Below are 19,582 nucleotides of genomic sequence, written 5' to 3' on the forward strand. Positions count from 1 at the left end.
ATTTTCAATAAGACGACGTGATTCGGGCAGAGCCTTGGGTCGCTCGATCCTATGATAAGCCACACAAATTCAAGTAATTCAGGATCGATGCGGTATCATCAATGGAGGTGCGCAGGGCGATGTAACCGTCAGGACGAATCAATACAAGTTCTTTACTTGCGACATCGTAAACTCGATAGGCATTCCCTGCAGTGTCTATTATGCCTTCCGCCCCCTCCACCTTCGATGGAAGGATATAATGCAAATGGAGTGCATCGTTGGTGAAGTTCTTCAGAGAAGGATCAATGTAGTTTGCAAAAGCCAAAAGCGTCCAGTGTGGGCCGCGCAAGAGGTCAAAGACACTTCCCGCAAACCCGGCGCCTTGTAGTCCCGTAGCATTAGGAGCACGATCCCCAGGAAGTAAACGGGTAGCATTTGTTCGAGCAGACGGATGGGTAAGCGAACTTGAACGATAGGAAATGAGAAGCCCGCTCGTCAGATCGTCGGATATGGTGCTCAAGGATTGGGACAACCCTCCGCCTTCAGTCGCCGTTCTTATAACGCCTCCCATCTTCTTCGTGCTGTCTTTGAGTACGGCCTGAGCCACTGGGCGGCGCTCCTCATCGTAGGTGTCGAGTAAGGCGGTGTCTGCTCCGTGTATGACAGCCGCCAGCTTCCAGCCGAGGTTGTATGCGTCCTGTATTCCCGTATTCATGCCTTGACCACCGGCCGGCGAATGAACATGAGCAGCATCACCGGCAAGAAAGACCCGGTTGTTTCGGTAACATTCAACCATACGAACGTTGACCCGGTAGATGGACAACCAAGAAGCATCCGTAAGCCGAACACGTCCGGACCCGGCTCGACGGTCAAACATGGCTTGATACACCTCTAGCGACGGTTGCTCTGGTTCATCAATGTCTGCCGGAACTGTAGCCTGCAGTTGCCAAATATCGGATTTTGGTAGCGGCGTCACCCCAATCATCCCCTCCGAAGAAGTCCAGATATGGATATGGTCACGATCTAACCCTTCCAATCGTAGATCGCCAAGATACCATCGCTCATGATCATGTGTTTCCCCAACCAACGGTAAGTGTATAAATTTGCGGATATTGCTTTTGCCCCCGTCAGCGCCGACTACATAACGAGCACGAATTTGCTCTTCTCCTTGTGCTGTATTCACCGTTATCGATACACCATCCACATCCTGAACAAGCCCTACAGCTTCCATGCCCAACTCAACTTGACCGCCAAGCACTGCATATCGGTCGCGCAACGCTTTTTCCACATCAAATTGAGCAATCCAGACCGGATCACGATAGGGTGTCTCAAGTTCGACGCTGGCTGCAACGGTAATAGTCGGTTTGTCCACACTTCTGCCATCTGCAGTATAATAACGAACAGGCAAGTCCACAACACCTGTATCAACAATGTAGTGAACGGCTTCCAAATCATCGATGACTTCAAGCGAGCGAGGCTGGATTCCTTTGGCGCGAGATGCAACGTTATACACGGTGCTTCGTTCAATAATACGATGGTTGACGTTTCGACGGGCAAGGTCGCAGGCAAGTGTAAGCCCTGTGGGTCCGGCCCCGACAATGAGGACATCAACAACAGACGGTATGGTATTCATGAATAAAAACCTCCTTGATCATTGATTTGATGCGCTACATTTGTTACACTACACCGTACAGTGTAGTTTGTAAAGCAGGACTCTAATCAATTTGTAAAATACACATATAAGGGGGAAAACGTAAGAATGGATCATACGGAAAACAAGAAAATCCGCAAAGGCTCTTCAGACAAACGAGCTAATATTATTGCGGCGGCACGAGAGCTATTTCTTTCAGACGGGTTTGATCGTTCCAGCGTCGATGCGGTCGCAACTAAAGCGGGAGTTTCCAAACGGACAGTTTATGATTATTATGGCGACAAACAGAACCTACTGCTTGCCGTTGTTGAAGAATCCAGTTCGGCGGTTCTCGTCATGATTGAGCAAGGGATTTCAGACCACCTCTGGAAATTCGAAGATCTTGAGCAGGCGCTCATCTTATTTTGTGAGCAAATCGTAGCTTCTGCAAACGGTTCGGCAGATTACAAGGCTTTGATCCGTCTGGTTATGGTGGAAGCTGCCAACCTGCCAGACTCGTTTTTTGAAAGGCTGGATAACGCAACTGAAGAGGGGATTATCAGGAGGTTTACAGCGTTTGGACAAAACGGACTGCTCCATGTGATTGATCCTAAAATGGCTGCAAAGCACTTCGCTGCATTAACGTTTTTATTGGTATTTAATCAACCGGGAAAAATCGGGACATTAGATGAGGAACAAACTAAAAATATCATCACTGAAGGCGTACGCGTCTTTCTTTGCGCTTATGCCCCACAACGTAAGTCTTAAAATCGCCATTGTAAATGCCTTGTCTTTTTCCGGATAAATTCCATAATCTAATCGATCTGCGACTTCATTATCAATGGTAAACGCAAAAACGGAACGAAGCATGCTGATACCCTGCTTCGTTCCGCCCATCTTTTAATCTTCGTCCCATTTCGTTAGTGATCTTGCTCTAATCTAAAGCAGCCCTTCATTGAATGGAAAACACTTCTTTTTTCAATAATTCTTCTGGCGTCTGCCCTATCACATCACTGTGAAAATAATCGCGGATAACGCCATCTTGAAGATAGTTGGCGATCGACACCATAATCATCCCTTGATCCAGTGCCAGATAAGCTTTTGCAAGTTCTCCCGTTTCAACATTGAGTGAGTCATAGAACCCATATTTGCCAAACATTTTGAAGTTCTTTAAAGCTTTAATGTTCTTTCGAACAGCTTCAGGGGCATAATCCAGAGCAAGGAATGTTGCGTGTGCTGTTACCGTTGCTCCATCTTTGTAACCTGAGGTACCCAATGGCGTTGCTGCAAACTCACTGTAACCTGTCGGAGTTGCAGAAGGTGAAAAGCCCCATGCGTCATACCCTTTTTCTTTGGCGTATTCGATCTGCAATTCGACATGACGCTGATTGTTCAATCCCAAAGCTTGAGTACCCAACTCTTTTTCCTTTATGACCATACCGGGCATAAGAGCTTCAAACATGCTGCCTCCCCAGCTTGGTACGAACTTTTTATCCTTGTATACATAACTTCCTTCAAACACATCCACTCCATCGTACTTAACGGATTTGCCTTGAGGAATCTGAGCTTGCCAATCCCATTCTTGAGGTAATGTGCGATACATCTTCCACCAATGATCTTGGGGAACGTCACCTTTCCCAATGGCAATATAGCTGCCTACACGTGGTTCCGTATAAAACATCCCATAATGGTGGTCCGTCAGCGCGCCTTTAGCCACATCATAACCGCCGCGGAATTGGCCGACTTCAGGATCATATAGCGGAGTATAATTCATATCTGTAACCAACTTGCTTGTTTCCCCATGAAGTTCTTCATAGGCTTGCCCAACAACAATTAAACCAGCGGATAACCAGCCATTATCGACTTGGGAAATAAATTGTCCCCAATCTTTCTTCACTGATCCGTCATCTGTGTTATACCAGTTATAAAATAGACCGTTCCATTTTTCTAACTTTTCGAGGGAATTTATAGTTGTTTGCAGGCGATGTACAGCTTCTTTCTTAGAAATAATGCCCAATTGTTGCGCTGAAACGGTACTCATCATATACATTGCGATGTTTGTGGGCGAGGTACGTTTAGCTTCTTCTATCCCGTTTTCAGTGTGCCGTACTTCATCGTAAGTCAAGCCGGTGTTCTGATCCGTATAGTCCTCAAAAAACGTATAGGTCTTATATGCAACCGCTTTCAATTCTGCTCGAAATCCAATTAAATTGCTTGAGTCACCTGCTGAAGCCATAGGAGTTAAAGCTAGATTAGCTAACAGACAAAAAGTTAAAATAAAGCTGAATTGTTTTACTTTTTTCATGATTTTCTCCCTTCAAATGGATTCGAAACGTTTCGTGTATATGTTATCATAATTTTCCCATTTGCGTAAACAAGAAAATAGAACGCTTACAAACACTGAACATAATGTGGATTAATTATAAATGTGAATTCGAAACGTTTCATTAAAGAAACTTCATTAAGGCAACTCACGTGGAATTATATGACGATTTGATCGTTTGAGGGTCTTTTAGAGATTCTAAATTGAGGAGATTAAAAGCCCGACTCCATAGGAATCAGGCTTAACCCTTCACGTATCCATTCTGAACCGTTCTAAGTTGCTACAACTGTTGTTCCGCAATACTCGCAGTCCGTTGATTGCTTAGGAAGTACTTTTGCCTTCGCCCCACATCCAGGGCAACTCACTGAAACAGGCCTTTGTGGCTCTTCAACTTTTTCATCGGCTTTCTCTTCAGTGTTTTCCTTATCTGAAAAATTGATCTCTGTATAGTTAATTGTATTATGACTACTGTAACTCACGGTGTTGCTATTGTAACTTGAATAAGTATGCGGATTCGCATTTTCGCGATCAAGATGACCTCCATAGTCTCCCCCATAAAACTTTCGTTCAGGGACACGCTTTTTCTTAACACGTTTTTTCCTAAGCAATTTAATACCAAAAAACAAAAATAAAAATTCAATAATAATAATTTCAACTACAAGAACTATATTCAATTGATCTAAGAAATTCTCTTCCATAAGTAATCGTATGGGTATAGCAATGGCATAAAACATAAAAAAGAGTCCAAATAACTTCCTTAACAACACGATTCCTCCCAGAAACAACACTCTATACCTAGCGGTATACACTACAGGTATCTGTAAAAGCTGTTAAAGTGTATTTATGTTAGCTACAACTACGAAATCCTCATTGTCGTTCCGCAATACTCACAATCCGCAGACAAGGCAGGATATACCTTTACCTTGGCTCCACACCCTGAACAATTCACGGCTACAGATTCTTGAAGTTCATCTTTCTCTTCATATTTCTCATTATGCTGATCTTCGTAATATTGATTATCATTAGAATTGTGACGGTATTGATCAGTGTTAGAACGAGATTTAGGTCGACCACACATTTTAATTCCCGTAACAAGTACGATAACCCCTGGTATAAAAAACACAATTGTACTAAAAATGGCCATCTCCGTTCCTTCAGACAGCATGATTAAAGAGAACAGGATCGTCAGACACGAAATGATAATTAATATAATTCCAAAAAATCTTTTCACGGCATTTCCTCCAGCAATTTATGATTTGCTTGTCATGATCTGTTGATTGCGCTCTTTCAAACGGAACTTTAACTGGGATAGTTGCGAAGCAAAACGTTCACTATTTACCAATTCCCCTGCTTCGTACTGATTTGCAAGCTCACTGTTCATCAATTCAATGTCCAGCAAGATCTGGCGGTCATTTTTCTCAAGGGAATCCGGAGTGATTGGGTCACTATACTTTACAAGTTCAATTAATGATTGAACGGTTTTGCGCTCTTCTTCCACAGTTAGGACGGAATGTTGCACCATGGTATGAAGCAATTGCTGTAAGGCTTTTTCGATTAATTGTAAGTTTGCGATTTTTGTATGTTCATCTGTTTCATGACGGCGCGCACTCTGAATATAGATCATAATGATTCCGCACAAAATAATTGCGATCGCAATCGTTACCGTGTGTAACAATACGAACCAGCGAAGCGCATGATCTGCTGAACCTGTTAACAACGTGTAGATCATCACACAAATCAGATAAATACCTAATACTACACCTAAAGCTGTGTAACCTGGAACAAACCGTTTATACCGATCCATATTTTGCATGATGAACCGCGCGTAGATCCAAATAGCCGTAATCGCTACATAAGAAGCAACGAGATTCATCCAAAAAGAAAACGACAGAAGCGCATGATTAAACAGCGTAAAAGAAACGATCGACGATACTAACATGCATATTAAATAGACGACATCCAAAATCAAGAGATTGCTCCGTTTTACCATCACTATGCCTGTCCTCCTTCTTGCAGATTGTTTCCGCAATCGAGACAGAACTTCTGGCCGGGTTTTACTTCATGTTGGCACCGACTACATTTCAAGCTTAAACTTGTGCCACAGTTGCCACAGAATTTTGTATGACCGGAATTCATATGGTTACAATTTGGGCATGGGCTAGGCATCGGTTGATGACATTGGATACATTCCAATGCGTTCTCCGCATTATCCGCCCCACATGAAGGACACGCGTGGTATTTGTCACCACAGTTAGGACAGAATTTGGTTCCCTTTGGCAAGGCATGTCCACAATTATTGCAATCTGTTGTTGCTACCGATTTTTCGGCTAATGAATTGCCACATTTGCTGCAAAATGCGCTGTTCTCTTGGTTCGGATGATGACACTGCTTACATATACTTACTGCAGGCGTTTCCTTCGTAGACATCACTTTAGACATCTGGGACATCTCGCTACTGAAAGAACCCCCCAGACCAACCCCCATGCCCATACCAAGCCCTGCGCCCATGATGTCTGACTGCATGCTTCCTTCATTTTTCGCTGCACCTTCAAGCGTATCAAACGAACGTTCTTGCTGATATGTGTACCCAATGATATCCATCTCAGCTTTGCGTGCCAACGCTTCTCTTAATCGAATGACTGAAGGGTCTTCTTCGGGCAGATTGACATTGTGAATATACAGGTTGATTAACTCAATACCAAATTCTTCAAAAGTAGAAGCTACCGTATCTGCAAAATGTCGTGATATCTCGGCGATATATGCATTAATCTCCAAAACACTTACTTTTCTATGTATTAGATATGATGACAACATGGAGTTAATATTCATGATAATCAACCCACGGAAGTAATTAATCATATTAGCTTGGTTAAACTCAGGCAGTGTTCCCACAAGCTTGACCAAAAATTTTCGTGAATCCGAAATTTTAATTCCCATTTGTCCAAATGTTCTTACGGGAACAATAATATTATACTTGGGATCCTGGATCTGAATCGGATTCGCCGTTCCCCACTTAACATCCAATGCGCTTACTTGATTGACATACCATACTTCTGCTGCAAAAGGTGACTTCCCTCCGAACGGAAGGTTAACGAGACGGTTCAAGATTGGGATATTTGCAGTACTCAACGTATGCCTTCCGGGTCCAAACATATCAAGTGCTCTTCCATCCTTGAAAAGAATTGCTTGTTGAGATTGATTAACAATTAACTGAGTCCATGTTCCCAGTTCAGTCTCGGGATGTTTCCAAGCAAACACATCAGGTGAGCCATCATACTTAATTACGTCAATAATCGCCATGTTCAATTCCTCAATTCAGTATTAGATTACTATAATTTACTATAAAGTTTTTTTGCTAAAACACTGATTCTACACTATTTCCTATATTTAATTGTCTTTAATCTACTTATTCCATGTCTAGGCATTGATATTTTACCATTTCTAACCTTATTACGCACTAGCATAGTTCATGTTTCATATGATAATTTTCCTATATTCATATTTCTTCATAGTAAAAAGACCTCTTCCATATGATCATAGGAAAGAGGTTCATGGAAATCTCGTGTATACTCCATCTAATTCAGGATATCCTCTATAGCTGTAGCTGGATTTAACATGAACTCTTCAAATGTAGATATCGTTCCATGTTCTTGATGTTCAATATCAGCATATCCAATCATTTTTTTGCTCGGATTCCAGACAATCAGGATATGTGAGTATTGATCAATATTCGAGGAAATACGCAGCAGCTTCTGCCTGCCCATTTTCATCTCCACGGTATCAATCAGATGAAAGAATTCTATATATCGGATGCCTGATTCATTATCTGGCAAGTCCATTCTTCGGGTACCGCCAGTTAGAAATTCAATAAGCTGCTGTGGAAGTTTATAAGACTTCAATGCATGCAATTTGTTGCTCATATCATGAAACTCTTGAGGTTCATGCCCCTTTAGATATTCAGCCATTTCTTCATTCTTCTAACTCGCTGCAATCGTGTACGCCCGCTCCCCATCCTTCTCCTGAATGGTCACATCTGCTCCCTGCTCCACCAGATATCGAACCATCTTCATGTTATTAAGTCGTGCAGCTACCGTGAGAGGTGTCGCCTTGTACGGATATACCATGTCAGGTTCATTGTAATTGACGTCTACTCCCTGCTCCAGCAAGTACTGGACTGTCTTCATATCGTGATCAGCAACCGCTTTACGTAATGTTTTGCCTCCATATTTTCGAATATCCAACCCGAGTTCATTCAGCACGGTTATATTCTTTTTGTTACCGTAGTAGGCTTCATCATATGCACTGGATTTGACCCGATTAAGTCCATTTAACTTGGCACCTTGCTGGTACAGGTATCGCACCATCTCTGCTCCACAGTATCTAACCGCCTTCAGGATTGCGGAATTATTTTTCACATTTAGATTAACTCCATGCTCGACCAACAACTTAACCACTTCCGGTTGATTGCAGATTAAAGCAAGGTCGAGTGGCGTTAATGCTATGTATTTACTGAGAATAATCTCTTCTTCGAGATCCATGCCCTGGTTAATAAATTCTTCTACTGCACCTGCGTCTCCCTCATATATTGCCCTGGCATGATCAGGAAGCGTTTCGAACGTTCCTTGATTTCCGATTTTGAACAAAGGTGTACCCTCCTACTACTAATCAATTTTATATTTAGTTGAATTTATGAATGGGATATAATATAAAATAGGTTTATTATTATAACCTATCACTAATTTAAGAGAATTGTCGAATCCTCATATTAGAATTATAAATTTTCATTTAAATATCTTAAAAAATACATATTCTTAGGAGAATCACTATGACCAAGGATGTTGAAGAATTCTTTCAAGAAAAACTTGATATGTATCCTCATTTCAAAAAAATAAGAGATAGATTGTGGTCAGATGATGGAAAAAGCAGAGTTACAGTAATGGTTGGTGCTGGGTTTAGCTTAAATGCTAAAAAGATTGAAGATTCTTTTAATGGCATGGCCCTCTGGCATGATATTAAAGATGAACTAACTAAAAGTTTGAGCCACAAAGGAGACCTTAGCGATGTAGATGTATTAGAGATAGGTCAGTTATATGTTAAAGAGTACGGTAGAACCAGTCTAGATGAAGCTCTCAAAAATGCTATACCAGATAACAATTACGAGCCTGATAGCCTTCATTTTGATTTATTAAAACTACCTTGGAGCGATATTTATACAACTAATTACGATACTCTTTTAGAACGTGCTAAAAGCCATGTTCATGAGAGAAATTATCAAACTATCTATGATATAAGTGACATTCCAAATTCAGTTCAACCTCGTATCATTAAGCTTCATGGTAGTTTCCCTGCAAATAGACCTTTTATTTTTACGAAAACGGATTATGATAATTATCCTGTAAAATTTAGTCCATTTGTGAATATGGTTCAGCAGTCAATTATGGAAACAACTTTTGTATTAATAGGTTTTTCAGGAGATGATCCTAACTTTAGTAATTGGACATCATGGGTGTCGGAGAATTTAGGCGAGCACATGCCTAAAGTATACATGCTTGGTTATGATCAAGAGCGTCGTGGAGTTGAATTGGAGAAGAAGGGGATAACATTAATCGACTTTACAAGATTATACTCAAACAGTTCAAATCCTTTTAATGATATGTATACAGATATATTCCGTTTCCTAATGAACGAATCAAAAAAGAAAAAAAATGAATGGCCACATCGTATATTAGATGGAAGTCTTAATAATTTTATTTACAATCGTAAAAATTATCCTGGCTGGGTAGTATTACCGGATAGCATACGAAGATCAAATGCCCTCAAATTGCATAATCTCAGCAATCATTTTTTCAGTAACTTTAATGAAGATAATATTAGCCAAGAAAAAATAAATTCAATAAATGAATTTCTCTGGTATTTTAACATATTTTCAATACCTCTTGATTTTAATAAACATCGAATTCTCGAAAGTATCATAAGAAATTTTGTCTCATCTAACGGTTCAGATATTAACTTAAATGAAATAAAACTTGTTCTCCTTAGAGAAGCTAGATTGGATTTTGATCAAGGTATGTTCAATCAGTATTCTGATTCCTTAAAAGACAGTAATCTGAATTCGGAGCAACGACACCTTCTTCAGTACGAAACCATTCTCAATTTGTTAGCACTAAATAAGGTCAATGAAGTACTAATTGAATTAAACAATTGGCAGGTCACGGATAATGATTATGAATGGAATATCAAAAAAGCTGTAGTTTATTCTAATATAAAGCAGTTGCAAGTTGCAGAAAATTTACTGGAACTCAGTTTATTAAAAATAAAAAAATTATTAACAATTGATAATGAAAATTATAGATTACTATCTCTTGAAAGTGTAGTGCTCCATAATTTAGAACGCATTACTAATAAACGTGGTTACTACTCTAAAAGATTGCGTGAAATTAATTCTCATAGCTGCAATTCAAACAGTGAACTTGAAAGAACGTGGCTATCTGTTAAAGAATATAATTATGATTTAGGTAACAAAGAGACCTTTGGATTTGATCCCAGAACTAGAAAGTCTAGTTCAAAATTTGGTGATTTTATGAGTCAAGAAATTTTAGACTCTTATGCGGCTTTAATTTTACAGGAAGAATTTGGACTCTACTATATACGTAAAAGATTTGAAATTGCTCATAAAAACATTAGCATTATTCTTCCCAACTTCTCACTGACAAAGGGATTATATTATGCAAACAATAAAGATATTGGAGATATTTTCACTAGACAATTTGTTTATTACCTTAAATCTCCTCAATTAACAATAATCGAGTCTATACTAATTAATTCCCTTCTAGAATCTTCTCCACTAGTTCCAGTTGAACATGCAATAGAGATTTTATCACGTGTATATTTTGCATTCTCTTCAGATAAACAAATACTTTTTGATGAGATGATTTTCGAGCTAATTGAAAACAAAAAAAGTTATAGTATATCTGATGTTGAACTTTACTCGAACTTAATTCAAAGATTAACTTTCTCGAAAACATACCATTTAAAGAAAACTTTCTTTGAAAAATTACTAGTGGCTCTTGATAATAATTTCGTTGAAAATAGCCCAAATAATTTCTTCGATCCGTTTCTTATACTTTTATCAATGAATGACTTAACACCAATTAAATTAGAAATAAAAGAGGAAATTAAATCTAATCTACTCGAAAATGCTAATGAAGAGAGCGCACTAATAAGGTTAGTTTTTCTTTATCAAACGCAAAACCTGACAACAGATCAAGAGCATCAACTAGTATTAATTATTAACTCATTGCCCTCTAAACGTTCTTTCGGTTTTAGTAATTTTGTATTTCAAAGTACTTTTGAATTTATCTTTGACTCCATTAATTCAAAACAAAGAGAACCACTTCAGATTATCCAAGATTTTATCATTAATAAAGAGATCCCCAAGTTTAGAAATAATGGGGTTATAAGTAATAGTTCAACATTTGATAATTATTTTAAAGAATTCTCATCAATTATAAATAAAACTATAGAAAAAAATAAAGAAATCCCACTGGAAATACTCGCGGAATGGCTAAGTAAATTCTTTTGTTGGTGGGACTCTCAAAAAGCAATTTTATTAGGTACAGAGAATGAAAGAAATTGGTTAATTCGTTCACCAGATTACTTAATATTATTAGTTCAATATCTCAGTTATACTATTCTGAAAACAATTCCTTCGGATTATTTAGATAGTAAGCTTAAAGAAAAATTAAGCTCCCTTATTAATGAGATATATCACTGTAAAATTTATTGTTTTGTCTACCTTCTTCCACAAGCAAAGAGGCTGAATTTAGATTTGGATTTTACAACAAGTTATGCTGATTTGATTTGGAAATTTCCCGATGATTCAATCAAACATGCTCTACGTGCATTACCTAGCTATTTAGAGTTAATTATAGAAGGCCATATTGATGAAGAACCTACTACTCTCTTAAATCAATTATTTGAAATATTAAAATACGGATCACATACAATCAAACTAGCAGCTTGTGATGCTATCCTTCAAATTATAAAATCAAAACCATTGATTTTTTCTAAAGAAGATTGCGTGTTTTTGATTGAATTCTCCAACAATAACATCGATTTTATTATCGAGAACGATGATTTAATCTTGTCTCAAGATGAGTTCGAACTACATGCAAGTATTTCATCTTTAGTCACTCAATTGATTATTATGAAAAGTGAAGAGGTAGGTACCGAACTGGATCATTGGAAAGAAATCATTATAAATCATCGTTTACCGGAGATACGAATAAACTCTGATTACTTTATTAAAACAAGTTGATCCCATTTAAAGCCTACTCTATACGAGTAGGCTTTTTTTATAAGTATTGATTTCTACCACCTATCCAATCTAACCTACTCTCGTTGAAAAACTTCGTTCGTAATCAGTGTCCCTATTTTAAATCCTGTCACAAATGCCTCACAAGAATTAGTGGAATTAATATTATCTATCATATCTAATAGTTCCTCCAACTGTTTAAAGTCATCCTCCGAAAGCTTTTTCTGAAATTTTTCGATATTAGCTGTAATCTCCTTATTAATAGATCGATACTCCGAATCTTTAGGAACAATATTCTCCTCTGGTCTCAGATTACCATAATAGATTTCTTCTAATATACTTTTCATTTCAATCCCTCCCTAACAATTTTTTTACAGTAAAAACTCATTAATTAGCTTGGTTTAAGCTTATGCGAAAACCGCATAAATATCAATATGCAGTTTCCGCATAGAGTAAGCTGATTTAGGGTGATACTTATGTATAAACGAATTCGTGATCTAAGAGAAGATAAAGATTTGACTCAACAGCAATTGGCTAAAATGTTGAACATTACTCAAACGACTTATTCTAGATATGAAACTGGCGTTTTAGATGTTCCAAGTGTAGTTCTAATCAAGCTATCTGAATTTCATAATGTTAGTATCGATTATATATTGGGACAAACGAAAAATCCCAAGCGTTTAAACGATTAGGCTTTATACCCTTAATATTAATCATTACAAATCAACCGTATAGAAAGGACACTATGAATCCTTCATCACTGTCATCCAAGTTACAACAGATCGTTCCGCAGCTGGATCTGCGAAGCTGCCTCGTCAGCATACGCGGTGAGATCATATACGAACACTACCGCAACCAAGAGGCTGCGACTGATATTGCAAAAATCAATTCATGTACCAAGAGTGTGCTATCCGCCCTCATCTGTATAGCGATGGATAAAGGTTTGTTGCCAGAAGCATCAACCCCAATCTCCACCTTTTTTCCACAGTTGACATCCGATCCTGATCCGCGTAAACCTTCGATCACACTGGAACAACTGCTTACCATGACAGCCGGATTCAACTGGGACGAGTTCGGTGGGCAGAATTCATTCCCTCGCATGACCCGCACCGATCATTGGGTGAATTTTTCGTTGGAACAACGCCTAAGCCATGAACCGGGTACATATATGGAGTACAACTCCGGAGTATCACAGATCCTATCGGCCATCCTGATGCAAAATGCAGGTATGAACGTAGCAGAGTTCGCAGAACACTATCTTTTTGACCCGCTGGGAATTAAGGATTATGAATGGGAAAGTGATCCTCAAGGTGTACATACCGGCGGATTCGGTCTTAAAATGTTACCCGTAGATCTGTTGAAATTTGGTCAGCTGTTTCTACAACAAGGTATGTGGGAGGGGCGGTCTCTCATTTCAAGTGATCTCGTATCTCGTTCGACGCAGCCTTTTATTACAGTCACTCCACCGAATCACGGCAGTTATGCTTGGCATTGGTGGGTGGATGTCTATCCGAACGAAAGGTCTGACTCCGAAGGTATTGCTGCTGAAGACGACCAACCCAATCTCCATTATTATTACGCACGAGGATTTGGTGGTCAGTATGTATATATTGTCCCTGAGCTAGAGCTCGTTACCGTGTTAACCAATGACAAACGAAAGAAAGAGAAACCTCCGCTGGATGTTTTCCCTCGATTAATCGCCCCTGAGCTATGGAAAATGTTATAAACGCAGGCAGTCCTTCTATCCTGTTCGACCAATGAACCCCCAACCTTGTGGCCATACCTGACCATTGGTTGAGGGTTTATTCGTCATGCCAAAGCTTCTTCGATAGCAATTGTTATTGGATATGGACCAGACTCTTGATTAGAGACCACAACCAGTTGTAGACCATAGTCCGGATACACGGAAGACATGAACGACACCCCTGGATCGAATCCCATGACATGAAGTTTGAAAATGTCTTCCTCCTTGCGGTCAATCCAGATACCCTGCCCATAATACTCTTCATCCTCTTGATGAGCACGTGGAGTTAATAACTGCTTTGTCGTCTCTTCATTCAACAATTGGTGACCCAGCAAAGCCTCCCAAAATCGAATCATATCCGGTGCCGTAACATAGGCCCCACCATCTGATCCACCTTTGACAGGAATGGAGAACATATTGGTGTTCCAAGAGCCATCTTCATGATCGATATACCCTAAAGCTGTGTTACGCGGGAGCTGATCTGTTACGAAATAACCGGAGTCCTTCATGCCACACCTTTTGAAAATGTGCTCTTCCACATAATCTGTAAACGACAGTCCTGAATGTTGTTCCACGATAAGCCCCAGCACAATGAAACCCGCATTGTTGTAGTGAAAACGTTCACCCGGAGCAAACTTCATCGGCAGATGCTGAAACATGGGCAGAAAGTCTCTTAATCGCCGCATCGCGTAGACGGGTCTGTCTTTCCACAATTCTGAAAAGTCTTCCATCACTTCTTCATCGAAATAATCCGGAATGCCTGACGTGTGTGTTAACAACTGCTGGATGGTGATCCCTTCGTCCCACAGTGGAAACTCCAAATCCAACACATCCGTAAGCTTGGAATCCGCAGACAACTTGCCTGCTTCAATCAGTTGGCATACACTCACTGCCGTGAAGATCTTACATCCTGATGCAATTCCAAAGCGTGTGTCCACCTGATTGGCAAGCTCTTCACTGCGATTCGCATAACCACGTTTCATATTCAAAAGGGTTTTCCCGGCTTGCTGGAGTAATACAACACCCGAAAAATTCACGCGTTCCATGACTTCTTCTACTTTTGTTGTCAGCTCTACTGGATTCAACATTTTGTTGTTCACCTACTTGTCTATGTATTCATTACATTCTCATTCTTAATTCTTCGTCATATCCTGCATACCTGCCAAATTTTCATAAAAAGAAGGATTACTCCCTTATGAAAGGAAATAACCCTTCTTTAGACAACGTAAGATTAGGTTTGACAAAGCATGCTCAAATGCTGTTCAATCACTTGTTCCACTCGTTTTACCGTAAGTCTATCTGGCTGCATTAACATATGTATTGCGAGCCCATCCACCAGAGCATATAACTTCTCTATCTCCATCTCGGCATCCAGTTCAGGATGTGTCATCTCCTGCTTCTGCAACTCCTGTATCACCCACTGAACAGACCGATACATCCCCTGATGCATCTGATCACTTAACTTTTTTAATTCGGGGTACTCCAATAATTTGGCTGTAAACGAAAACCAGACCTCCATTTCCATCATTCTGTCTTCGTCCAACGGGAGAAATTGCAAGAGCAGATTCTTCATATCCAGCAGTACAGATCCACTCATCTGTAATGCCTCCACCCTTTTCTGTACCCGTTCTGCAAAAAGATTCATGCAAAAGGTGAACAATTCGGCCTGTGTGGCAAAATAATGACGCATGGAACCTACAGATAGTCCCGCTTCCTTTGCTATATTCCGAACGGTAGCATGCTCAAGTCCATGCTCTTGAATGACCCGGATTGCTGCATCAGCAACGATTTTCCTTTGAGCTTCATGATCTACGATTTTTGGCATGACAACATTATACAACAAACTTCTCTTTTTGTAATACACTGTGCTATAATCTTTTTAATACATTGTACTAAAATATAAAAACAGCTGTAGGAGAGGAATTCATAAGATCATGCATACAACTACCCCAGCCTCAACACGCAAGAATTTCAGAGTTTTCACCTTCATAGTAAGGTTATTCTGCACAATGCTACTACTGATAGGTGCCGCATTCCTCTATGAGTGGTTTGCTTCCTCGCAGGCCAAAAAGGACTTTCCACCTCCAGGTACGTTAGTTCAAGTCGGCGGTTACCAACTACACATTCATAAACAAGGCAATGGTTCACCGACCATACTTATGGAGGCTGGAAGTGGTGAAACCAGTTTGTCGTGGAGAGACATTCCTGTGGAACTAGCCCAACATGCAACGGTGGTCACGTATGATCGCGCGGGATATGCCTGGAGTGAATCTGCACCTACAGAACGTACAGGTGCAAATATCGTCAAAGATTTACATGCTGCTCTGGAGAAGGAGAACATACGCGGCCCTTACGTTATGGTAGGTCATTCTCTTGGGGGTATGTATGCTAGACTCTTTGCACAGACCTATTCAAATGAGGTTCAGAGCCTTGTCCTCATTGATGCGCGACCTGAGGATGATGAACGGAACACAAAGGCTTTGTTGGAACAGGCTCAGTTTCAGGGAAACCCGCCTGCCTCTTTGTTATCTTTACTGAAGGTATCTGGCGCTTTCAGATTATTTCCAGACTTTATGCTTGATGGTCTGGTTGCCAAGCAAGATCGGGATACTTTTGTTAATGTGATTGCTACCCCTTCCTATTTTCACTCCAAAGAAGAAGAAGCCCTCCACGCCCATTCAACAGAAGATGCCATTCGTGGCCAAAGTCTTGGATCAATCCCTGTACGTATCATTGCACGCGGACGTCTTCAAGACTATGCTAGTGCAGGGATTCCGGTTGACATTGGGCAGAAGCTCGAATCCATATGGCAATCGGGGCAACGGAACATGTTGAATATATCGAAGGATAGTCAGCTCATTGTGGCCACCCGCAGTGGGCATATGATTATTCACGATGAACCTGAACTGGTTGTGAAAACAATCCTTGAGCTAATCTCTGATAAGTAGAGATATTTTTCTTCAGAACATCCTGCGATCGATCCAATGTTAAAGGGCTGTTCCGATAGCCATGTGTATGACTAGGACAGCCCTTTAAGTAATATACATTAAGATTAGTTCTAATGAGTTCGGCCTTAAGAAAACAAATGTTAGCGTAACGCTTGCAGGTCCGACTCAGGACTTCCTGCACTCTTCTTCATTTCACGGGGAGCCCTCGTGTTGATCAGATAATACAATGTGGCATAGATTGTAGTGATAAACGTGCCAAAAAACAGGCAAAACGCCAGAGAAGGACGGCTTACACTTTCGTGCATCAGTTCAATCAGCGTCTCGCGATTCGTCAGTGCATCCCAGCTATTCAGTCGATATACACGTCCAAGCAATACCCCGTAACTTCCCAAAGCACTGCCAACCAGTACAAAGATCCAGGATGCCCATCGTCCAATTCGGTGATAGATCACTTCCTGAAGCTGATACATCGACAGGAATCCAAGCAGAAGTCCAGTCCAGACAAACATTAATACAACACTTAAGTCGTACCAATACGTGTAGTCCACCCCGTTTCCACCATAATACCGGGAACTTCTCGCTGTCAGATGAACCAGATCCGTAACAATGTAAGAAGAGTTCGGGAAAAATAACAACCACAGCAGACCACTTGCAACTGCAAGCCATGCGGCACCTTTCCATTTCACATCACTTAGAAGATAGGCTGCATAAGAGAACACAAAAGGAATCCAGCCCAAGAACAGATTCCAGATCAGGAAGCGGAAATAACGCTGATCCAGCCAATCTGCGGCTACATAGTACAAGCCAAGCGTTACTATTGTGACCACACTAAGGAAAATAAATATGCGAATATAATTCAGTTTTCTCAATGATTCTGACCTCACTTGGTAAAATTCAATTAGTTTCGAAAATAGCGGATGATTTCTTCCTTATTCTTTTCAACTCGCAAATTCAATCCTCGCTTATCCTTTAATCCATACTGCTGTAATTCATGCCCCGGATCAAGCACCAGCGGTTTAGTCGCCACATCAACCAGCAAATCCATCGTCAGTTGATAGGTTTCCCGTAACTTGTCCATCGGCAGAGAGGATTCATACCGTTTGATCAGCTCAATCAGACGTTCAGCATACACGAGACGAACCATACTGTCCGCACTCTTCAATTGTCTTGAAGCAAATGCTGTAATAGCCTTAATTATACTTGGTTCTGTTCGATGTTTGGCAATCAACGCAAGTTCATCCACCGCATCCCAATTCATGATAGACAGCTCGGAACTTAATTGTTGGATTCGCTCCCCTATCCATTGTTCCTCTAACTCTTGGGGTACGTCCCATCGCTTATAGTCGGCATACACGCCTTCTCGATGCATCTGTATAGCGCTCCCATAATGTTTGACGAACAAATCCTTTGCTACACCCCAATCGGTCTCTTCCATCCTTAACCACCACCATACCTGTTCCTATTTGTGCGTATACTCTTAACACTTTACATAAGTTTACTACTTTCCAAGCATACTATAGAAGTTGAACTATACATTTGCACGAGAACGTAGAGGACAGAAAGAACCTGAAGAAGTGAAGCGTTCGCTAAAAGCGCTTTCTACAAGAAAGCTACTTCGGAAGCATAAGCTTATCACCGGATTTTCACCTTTGTAAAATTGAATTAAAAATCTGGGGAAAACAGCGATCGGAAGGTTGTTCTGTCATCGGAGTGGCAAGTGTAAATATTCTTTCGTTCAACTTATATAGAATCATACCATTTACCAAAGGAGAATCAAATTTACAATGAATCCAAATTCCATGAACCCTCAGAATGTAGTACAACCCAGATTGAATGCTAATCCAAATGTCACCCCTAACATGAATCATGGTGGCCATGAGATGTTTGATGTACATGAGATTCTGTCCTCCACCATTAACGTGCTGGATCAATACATGATCTTTCGTACTTTTGTGCAGAGCCAGGAACTGATTGGCATTCTGGACCGGCAGTACAACTTCATATTATCCCAGTACAATCTGACAGCAGAGTGTTTTGCATCCGGACAGAAGCCTCATCAAGAGACAGCTACCTATATGATCCCCAACATGGTACCACCGGTATATGGCCTTAAGCCATCAGCACCGAAAAAACCAAACCAGAGCTTAGCTGATGTAAAGGATGCCGGGATTAGCGCTCATATGCTGGGACTGATCAAGTCACATGCGAGTCTGCTCGGCATGTCCTGTAGCGAGATCACAAATGGAACGGTTCGCCGGGTCATCGCTTCGCAGATCCAACATTTTATCGAGATGGCCTATGAAATTTTCATGTTCCAGAATAAAAACGCGTATTATCAAGTACCTCAGCTCACTCTAAGTGATACACAACAGATGCTTCAGGCATACATTCCAGCAACCGGAGCACCTCAGATGCCTATTAACAATAAACCACTCCATTAATTAGAGAATAAAGTCCGAATACCTAGAACAGTCTCTTTAACCCTTTCGGGTTTTAGGGGCTGTTCTTTCATTATTTGTAATCATTTTCCTACTGAAGACTCTTGATTCGCTTACCAGAAACTGGTTTAATCAAAGACAGAACTCATATTCAACATACGGATCATACATATAAAATACGGTAAAATGCAGTTATAAGAAAATTC

17 protein-coding genes and 1 pseudogene are annotated in these 19,582 nt (G+C 40.4%); 6 read left to right on the forward strand and 12 right to left on the reverse strand.

Annotation, left to right across the window (positions count from 1 at the left end; translation table 11 throughout):
* Window positions 1-49: 49 nt before the first annotated feature.
* Complete coding sequence (locus tag MHH92_RS17925) at window positions 50-1,612, reverse strand: FAD-dependent monooxygenase (RefSeq protein WP_340905353.1); 1,563 nt, start codon at window positions 1,610-1,612, stop codon at window positions 50-52.
* 126 nt (window positions 1,613-1,738) lie between these two features.
* On the opposite strand from MHH92_RS17925, the gene MHH92_RS17930 reads away from it, so the two are divergent.
* Window positions 1,739-2,377, forward strand: a complete 639-nt coding sequence (locus tag MHH92_RS17930) for a TetR/AcrR family transcriptional regulator (RefSeq protein ID WP_340905356.1) — start codon at window positions 1,739-1,741, stop codon at window positions 2,375-2,377.
* A 184-nt stretch (window positions 2,378-2,561) separates the two neighbouring features.
* Here MHH92_RS17930 and MHH92_RS17935 read toward each other — a convergent pair whose 3' ends face one another.
* From MHH92_RS17935 to MHH92_RS17960, 6 genes and pseudogenes are all read right to left on the reverse strand, one after another.
* Window positions 2,562-3,914 (reverse strand): glucoamylase family protein, encoded by a 1,353-nt coding sequence (locus tag MHH92_RS17935; RefSeq protein ID WP_340905357.1) that lies wholly within the window; start codon window positions 3,912-3,914, stop codon window positions 2,562-2,564.
* Between the two features lie 290 nt (window positions 3,915-4,204).
* Complete coding sequence (locus MHH92_RS17940) at window positions 4,205-4,696, reverse strand: hypothetical protein (protein ID WP_340905358.1); 492 nt, start codon at window positions 4,694-4,696, stop codon at window positions 4,205-4,207.
* Between the two features lie 92 nt (window positions 4,697-4,788).
* Window positions 4,789-5,163: a hypothetical protein gene (locus tag MHH92_RS17945; protein ID WP_340905360.1), complete on the reverse strand. Its 375-nt coding sequence runs from the start codon at window positions 5,161-5,163 to the stop codon at window positions 4,789-4,791.
* 18 nt (window positions 5,164-5,181) lie between these two features.
* Entirely contained in the window at window positions 5,182-5,925 is a 744-nt protein-coding gene (locus MHH92_RS17950) for a hypothetical protein (protein WP_340905362.1), read from the reverse strand.
* The gene (locus MHH92_RS17955) at window positions 5,925-7,232 is read right to left on the reverse strand and encodes an SPFH domain-containing protein (protein ID WP_340905364.1); all 1,308 of its coding nucleotides are present in this window, start codon (window positions 7,230-7,232) and stop codon (window positions 5,925-5,927) included. The genes MHH92_RS17950 and MHH92_RS17955 overlap by 1 nt, the downstream gene beginning before the upstream one ends.
* 275 nt (window positions 7,233-7,507) lie before the next feature.
* Window positions 7,508-8,575, reverse strand: a pseudogene (locus MHH92_RS17960) (ankyrin repeat domain-containing protein).
* Window positions 8,576-8,757: 182 nt separating this feature from the next.
* Here MHH92_RS17960 and MHH92_RS17965 point away from each other — a divergent pair.
* Window positions 8,758-12,249 carry an SIR2 family NAD-dependent protein deacylase gene (locus MHH92_RS17965; RefSeq protein ID WP_340905366.1) on the forward strand — a complete coding sequence of 1,164 codons (3,492 nt, stop codon included), beginning with the start codon at window positions 8,758-8,760 and terminating at the stop codon, window positions 12,247-12,249.
* Between the two features lie 74 nt (window positions 12,250-12,323).
* Here MHH92_RS17965 and MHH92_RS17970 read toward each other — a convergent pair whose 3' ends face one another.
* Window positions 12,324-12,593, reverse strand: a complete 270-nt coding sequence (locus tag MHH92_RS17970) for a DUF6809 family protein (protein ID WP_340905368.1) — start codon at window positions 12,591-12,593, stop codon at window positions 12,324-12,326.
* A 129-nt stretch (window positions 12,594-12,722) separates the two neighbouring features.
* Here MHH92_RS17970 and MHH92_RS17975 point away from each other — a divergent pair, with 129 nt between their 5' ends.
* Together MHH92_RS17975 and MHH92_RS17980 are read left to right on the forward strand one after the other, a co-directional pair.
* Window positions 12,723-12,938 (forward strand): helix-turn-helix domain-containing protein, encoded by a 216-nt coding sequence (locus MHH92_RS17975; protein WP_340905370.1) that lies wholly within the window; start codon window positions 12,723-12,725, stop codon window positions 12,936-12,938.
* A 53-nt stretch (window positions 12,939-12,991) separates the two neighbouring features.
* Window positions 12,992-13,972: a serine hydrolase domain-containing protein gene (locus MHH92_RS17980; RefSeq protein WP_340905372.1), complete on the forward strand. Its 981-nt coding sequence runs from the start codon at window positions 12,992-12,994 to the stop codon at window positions 13,970-13,972.
* Between the two features lie 83 nt (window positions 13,973-14,055).
* Here MHH92_RS17980 and MHH92_RS17985 read toward each other — a convergent pair whose 3' ends face one another.
* Window positions 14,056-15,078, reverse strand: coding sequence for a serine hydrolase domain-containing protein (locus tag MHH92_RS17985; protein WP_340905374.1), 1,023 nt, complete (start codon window positions 15,076-15,078; stop codon window positions 14,056-14,058).
* Window positions 15,079-15,221: 143 nt separating this feature from the next.
* Window positions 15,222-15,815 carry a TetR/AcrR family transcriptional regulator gene (locus MHH92_RS17990; RefSeq protein WP_340907701.1) on the reverse strand — a complete coding sequence of 198 codons (594 nt, stop codon included), beginning with the start codon at window positions 15,813-15,815 and terminating at the stop codon, window positions 15,222-15,224.
* A 184-nt stretch (window positions 15,816-15,999) separates the two neighbouring features.
* Between MHH92_RS17990 and MHH92_RS17995 the strand changes: the two genes are divergently transcribed.
* Window positions 16,000-16,938: an alpha/beta fold hydrolase gene (locus MHH92_RS17995; protein ID WP_340905376.1), complete on the forward strand. Its 939-nt coding sequence runs from the start codon at window positions 16,000-16,002 to the stop codon at window positions 16,936-16,938.
* A gap of 140 nt (window positions 16,939-17,078) precedes the next feature.
* Here MHH92_RS17995 and MHH92_RS18000 read toward each other — a convergent pair whose 3' ends face one another.
* Both MHH92_RS18000 and MHH92_RS18005 read right to left on the reverse strand, forming a co-directional pair.
* On the reverse strand, window positions 17,079-17,807 hold the full coding sequence (locus MHH92_RS18000) for a DUF1361 domain-containing protein (RefSeq protein ID WP_340905378.1): 729 nt from the start codon (window positions 17,805-17,807) through the stop codon (window positions 17,079-17,081).
* Window positions 17,808-17,836: 29 nt separating this feature from the next.
* Window positions 17,837-18,373 carry a hypothetical protein gene (locus tag MHH92_RS18005; protein ID WP_076250069.1) on the reverse strand — a complete coding sequence of 179 codons (537 nt, stop codon included), beginning with the start codon at window positions 18,371-18,373 and terminating at the stop codon, window positions 17,837-17,839.
* A 364-nt stretch (window positions 18,374-18,737) separates the two neighbouring features.
* Between MHH92_RS18005 and MHH92_RS18010 the strand changes: the two genes are divergently transcribed.
* Window positions 18,738-19,379, forward strand: coding sequence for a spore coat protein (locus tag MHH92_RS18010; protein ID WP_445744711.1), 642 nt, complete (start codon window positions 18,738-18,740; stop codon window positions 19,377-19,379).
* Window positions 19,380-19,582: the final 203 nt, after the last annotated feature.

Source organism: Paenibacillus sp. FSL M7-1414, assembly GCF_038003195.1.
Lineage (GTDB): Bacteria > Bacillota > Bacilli > Paenibacillales > Paenibacillaceae > Paenibacillus > Paenibacillus amylolyticus.

Coding starts and splice junctions, on each gene's coding strand:
- MHH92_RS17955 (WP_340905364.1), bottom strand. CDS start 7,232: ATGGCGATTATTGACGTAATTAAGTATGATGGCTCACCTGATGTGTTT.
- MHH92_RS17990 (WP_340907701.1), bottom strand. CDS start 15,815: ATGCCAAAAATCGTAGATCATGAAGCTCAAAGGAAAATCGTTGCTGAT.
- MHH92_RS18005 (WP_076250069.1), bottom strand. CDS start 18,373: ATGGAAGAGACCGATTGGGGTGTAGCAAAGGATTTGTTCGTCAAACAT.
- MHH92_RS17975 (WP_340905370.1), top strand. CDS start 12,723: ATGTATAAACGAATTCGTGATCTAAGAGAAGATAAAGATTTGACTCAA.
- MHH92_RS17925 (WP_340905353.1), bottom strand. CDS start 1,612: ATGAATACCATACCGTCTGTTGTTGATGTCCTCATTGTCGGGGCCGGA.
- MHH92_RS17995 (WP_340905376.1), top strand. CDS start 16,000: ATGCTACTACTGATAGGTGCCGCATTCCTCTATGAGTGGTTTGCTTCC.
- MHH92_RS17970 (WP_340905368.1), bottom strand. CDS start 12,593: ATGAAAAGTATATTAGAAGAAATCTATTATGGTAATCTGAGACCAGAG.
- MHH92_RS18010 (WP_445744711.1), top strand. CDS start 18,738: ATGAACCCTCAGAATGTAGTACAACCCAGATTGAATGCTAATCCAAAT.
- MHH92_RS17980 (WP_340905372.1), top strand. CDS start 12,992: ATGAATCCTTCATCACTGTCATCCAAGTTACAACAGATCGTTCCGCAG.
- MHH92_RS17930 (WP_340905356.1), top strand. CDS start 1,739: ATGGATCATACGGAAAACAAGAAAATCCGCAAAGGCTCTTCAGACAAA.
- MHH92_RS17985 (WP_340905374.1), bottom strand. CDS start 15,078: ATGTTGAATCCAGTAGAGCTGACAACAAAAGTAGAAGAAGTCATGGAA.
- MHH92_RS17965 (WP_340905366.1), top strand. CDS start 8,758: ATGACCAAGGATGTTGAAGAATTCTTTCAAGAAAAACTTGATATGTAT.
- MHH92_RS17935 (WP_340905357.1), bottom strand. CDS start 3,914: ATGAAAAAAGTAAAACAATTCAGCTTTATTTTAACTTTTTGTCTGTTA.